A 722-nucleotide genomic window follows, 5' to 3' on the forward strand; every position below is an offset into this window, starting at 1 on the left:
AAACAGGCTGGCGAGCTTATACCAGTTCTGCTTTTTCGGCGATGAGTTTGTCTACTACACTTGGATCGGCAAGCGTTGAAGTATCGCCTAGGTTGCTGGTATCACCTGTCGCAATCTTACGCAGAATACGACGCATGATCTTACCTGAACGAGTCTTTGGTAGAGAGTCTGTCCAGTGCAGTACGTCAGGCGTTGCAATTGGACCAATCTCTTTACGCACCCAATCTTTCACTTCTTTGTGCAGCTCTGCAGATGGGAACTCGCCATCGTTGAGCGTGATGTAGGCGTAGATCGCTTGGCCTTTGATGTCGTGTGGAATACCAACAATCGCGGCTTCGGCAATTTTATGATGCGCGACTAGCGCAGATTCAATTTCAGCGGTGCCCATACGGTGTCCAGACACGTTCAGTACGTCATCGACGCGGCCAGTGATCCAGTAGTAGCCGTCTTCGTCGCGACGCGCGCCGTCACTGGTGAAGTACATGCCCTTAAAGGTTGAGAAGTAGGTTTGTTCGAAACGTTCATGGTCGCCGTAAACCGTACGCATCTGACCTGGCCAAGAATCAAGAATTACCAAGTTACCTTCAGCCACGGTGTCTTCAAGGATATTACCCATGTTATCAACCAGCGCAGGTTGTACGCCGAAGAATGGGCGAGTTGCTGAACCTGGTTTGAGATCTGTCGCGCCCGGAAGTGGAGCGATCAAGATGCCGCCGGTTTCC

1 protein-coding gene is annotated in these 722 nt (G+C 51.4%); it reads right to left on the reverse strand.

The features are described from left to right. Window positions 1–16: 16 nt before the first annotated feature. Window positions 17–722: AMP-binding enzyme (locus R7F64_RS23880; RefSeq protein ID WP_318072150.1), on the reverse strand; the 706-nt coding region annotated here is incomplete at its 5' end.

Source organism: Vibrio sp. Vb1980, assembly GCF_033338615.1.
Taxonomy (GTDB): domain Bacteria; phylum Pseudomonadota; class Gammaproteobacteria; order Enterobacterales; family Vibrionaceae; genus Vibrio; species Vibrio alginolyticus.